General features: G+C 63.8%; 3 protein-coding genes. 2 read left to right on the top strand and 1 reads right to left on the bottom strand.

The window, feature by feature from the left end:
• The coding region (locus AWB81_RS41250) for an IS256 family transposase (protein WP_144444355.1) at positions 1-663 on the bottom strand (663 nt) is incomplete at its 3' end.
• 555 nt (positions 664-1,218) lie between these two features.
• Here AWB81_RS41250 and AWB81_RS41245 point away from each other — a divergent pair.
• Together AWB81_RS41245 and AWB81_RS41240 are read left to right on the top strand one after the other, a co-directional pair.
• Positions 1,219-1,938: a DUF2242 domain-containing protein gene (locus AWB81_RS41245; protein WP_062644229.1), complete on the top strand. Its 720-nt coding sequence runs from the start codon at positions 1,219-1,221 to the stop codon at positions 1,936-1,938.
• 333 nt (positions 1,939-2,271) lie between these two features.
• Positions 2,272-3,408 (top strand): porin, encoded by a 1,137-nt coding sequence (locus AWB81_RS41240; protein ID WP_062644226.1) that lies wholly within the window; start codon positions 2,272-2,274, stop codon positions 3,406-3,408.
• The last annotated feature ends 57 nt before the right edge of the window (positions 3,409-3,465 follow it).

Raw genomic sequence — 3,465 nt, 5'->3', positions numbered from 1 at the left:
CTCGGTCTGGGCGATCCACAGTCCCAGCACTTCCTTGTGGCCGTCCATGTTCACACCAATGGCCAGATAGACCGCCTTAGTCCGCACCGCACCGCTGTCGCGCACCTTGACGTGGATGCAGTCGAGATAAACGATGGGGTACAGCGCGTCGAGCGGGCGAGCTTGCCAGAGCTTCACCTCCTCGCTGACCGCGTCGGTCACCGCGGAGATCAGCGTGGGCGACACTTCGGTGCCGTACATCTCTTCCAGATGCCCCTGAATCTCACGCACGCTCAGGCCCCGTGCGTACAGGGAGATGATCTTGTCGTCGAAGCCCGACCAGCGGGTCTGATGGCGTTCTACCAGCTTCGGCTCGAACGCGCCTTGACGATCACGCGGGATATCGAGCGGTAGTTCGCCGAACTCACCCTGCAACGTCTTGGCGCTGTGACCGTTACGGGTGTTGCCCGTGGCGTTGGTGACGGTCTCGCTCTTGCCGTGCCCCAGATGCTCGGACATCTCGGTCTCCAGCGCCCGCTCAACCAGCATCTTGGTGAGCTGCTTGAGCAGGCCGTTCTCGCCAACCAGGTCCTCGGGTTTCTGGTAATTCGCCAGCAAGCTGTCCGCCAGCTTGACGAGTTCAGGATCGGGTTTCGCACGTTTGTTGCGTTTGGCTACGGTCATCGTCGCTCCTGTTACGGGCAGTCTCCTGCCAAATGACCGTTTACACAAAACTAATTACACCCTCGACCGACAGTCTCTCAAGCGGGTGAATATGTCGTGGAATCCAACATGACGGCTTCGGACGTGAAGCCACCGAGATGATCGGCGGCGAGATGGCCGTTGTTCGGCCTTATGCGAAGCTTTCCATAAGGCCGTCAAGACGCCAACGAGCCGGTACGCGAACCGTTGGATCGGTACGACAACTACGACAGTTCAATCCTTATCGGTGCATGTGCCAGTCGACCTCTGAGAGAGATGGCGACAAGCGCTGCTGAGAAGTTCAAAGATTGCTGTACGAGACCCAAGAAAGTTCAACCTTAAGAGAACCTTCGTTCCAAAATTGGCTGAGCAAAGCACCTGAAAAACCGGCTTGCACCGTTATATGCGGGTTCACGGTTAGATGAATCCCGACGTGCGCTGCGACGGACCTCTCCTTTCCGTCCTCCCCGCTTTTACGTCCACCCCCTCACCGGCACTACAATCTACCCCCGCCGATGTCACTCGCTTTCCACTCTCATGCGCACCCGATTCCTCCTCCTCCTCGGCCTCCCCCTGATCGCCCTCGCCGCCTGCGGCGGCAAGGCAACGCCGACGCCCAGCTACCAGCAGGAGATGTTCAGCACCGGCCCGAGCCCGTACGCGCGCAACTTCGAGGCCCCGACGAAGGAAACCTGCGAAGCCGCGCGCCGCGCGCTGCTGTCGCAGGGCTTCATGACGACAATGGTCCAGCCCGACACCGTCGATGCCAACAAGAACTTCCAGCCGGCACCGGAGACGCACGTCGTCGTGTCGTTCCATGTCGTCTGCACGCCCGGCGAGAACACGACCAACACGAGCATCGCCTACGTGAACGCCGTGCAGGACGGCTACGCGCTCAAGAAAAGCGACACATCCGCGAGCGTGGGTCTGAGCGTGCTCGGCTCGCTGTCGCTGCCGATCCGCTCGAACAGCGACGCGATGGTCAAGATCTCCAGCGAAACGGTTCCGGCGGGCAAGTTCTACGACCGCTTTTTCACGCTGATGAACCACTACCTGCGCACGGTGCCGCGCAGTTCGCCGATTCCCGGCGAAAACATCAAGAGCGAGGCGCTCGCGCCATCGCTGATTCTTAACTCGCCCGAACTCACGCCGACGCCGATCGTCGTGCAGGCGCCCGCGGTCGCCGCAACGGCAATTCATGCGTCCGGCGCGATGGCCGCGTCTGCCCCGGTGCCGGCGTCGTCGCCGACGCAGTGAGCACCTCGCCACAGCCAGAACTGTTCTTAAATATTCCCGCGCATGACCGAGCATGACGCCGGTTACGACCGCGCGTCGATAGCACCCTCGCTGATCCGTCGCGCCGCCGGCGCGGGCGGGCGCTTCGCCTCCCTCCTCCCTTTCGCTCCGAAGTAACACCGCAACGCGCCGTAATCCGCCGTGTGGCGCGCGCCCCACGGCCCGCGCGCCGCCCTGCGTTCTAATGCGGCCTCCGGTCGATGCGCGTCGACTTTTCGACCGGACGCCGGATGCGCGGGCGACACCACACCTCGCCCCGTCCGGCTGACCCAACTGCAATTTCGGAGAACAGCAATGAAGAAATCCCTCTTGGCGCTCGGCGTGCTCGGCACGGTCGCTGGCGCCGCTCACGCGCAAAGCAGCGTCACGCTCTACGGCCTGATCGACGCAGGCCTCACCTACACGAACAACCAGGGCGGCGCCCACAACTTCCAGGCGACGAGCGGCGCGGTCAACGGCAGCCGCTGGGGCCTGCGCGGCGCGGAAGATCTCGGCGGCGGCCTGAAGGCGATCTTCACGTTGGAAAACGGCTTCAACATCACGAACGGCAAGCTCGGCCAGAACAGCCGCGAGTTCGGACGCCAGGCGTACGTCGGGTTGTCGAGCGATCGTGCCGGTAGCGTCACACTCGGCCGCCAGTATGATTCCGTGGTCGACTATCTCGGCCCGCTCGCGCTGACCGGCACGCAATACGGCGGCACGCAGGCGGCCCACCCGTTCGACAACGACAACCTCGACAACTCCTTCCGCGTCAGCAACTCGGTCAAGTACCAGAGCCTGAACTACGGCGGCTTCAAGTTCGGCGGCCTGTACGGCTTCTCGAACGACGCGGGCGGCTTCGCGACGAACCGCGCGTACAGCGTCGGCGCGTCGTACAACTACGGACCGCTGAACGTGGCGGCCGGCTACATGCAGTTGAACAACTCAGGCGCGACGCTCAATTCGAGCGGCGCCGTCAGCGACGACGCCACCTTCACCGCCGGCCGCCAGCGCACCTTCGGCGCGGGCGTCAGCTATGCGTTCGGCGCGGCGCAGGCGGGCTTCGTCTTCACGCAGACGCGCCTCGACGACGCGACGGGCATCGGCGCATCGGCGTCGGGCACGACGAACGGCCTCGTCCTCACCGACGGAAGCGCGCGCTTCACCAACTACGAAGTGAACGGCCGCTACAGCCTGACACCCGCGTGGACGCTGTCGGGCGCCTACACGTTCACCGACGGCCGCATCGACGGCGTCAGTCCCAAGTGGAACCAGGTGAGCCTGCAGACGGCCTACGCGCTCTCGAAACGCACCGACGTCTATCTGCAAGGCGTGTATCAGCACGTCAGCGACACGGGCGATTCCGGCATTACCGCCGCGATCAACGGCTTGAGCGCATCGTCGTCGAACAGCCAGGTCGCGGCGACGGTCGGTTTGCGTCACCGCTTCTAAGCGGCGCCGAAGCAGTATCGATACTCCGTGAGCACGGCGGGCGCATCGCGCGAGAGG

The sequence above is a fragment of the Caballeronia arationis genome (assembly GCF_001544975.2).
Taxonomy (GTDB): domain Bacteria; phylum Pseudomonadota; class Gammaproteobacteria; order Burkholderiales; family Burkholderiaceae; genus Caballeronia; species Caballeronia arationis.
The sequence above is the reverse complement of the archived record's forward strand: the minus strand, read 5'-3'. Positions and strand labels throughout refer to the sequence as shown.

Coding starts and splice junctions, on each gene's coding strand:
- AWB81_RS41245 (WP_062644229.1), top strand. CDS start 1,219: ATGCGCACCCGATTCCTCCTCCTCCTCGGCCTCCCCCTGATCGCCCTC.
- AWB81_RS41240 (WP_062644226.1), top strand. CDS start 2,272: ATGAAGAAATCCCTCTTGGCGCTCGGCGTGCTCGGCACGGTCGCTGGC.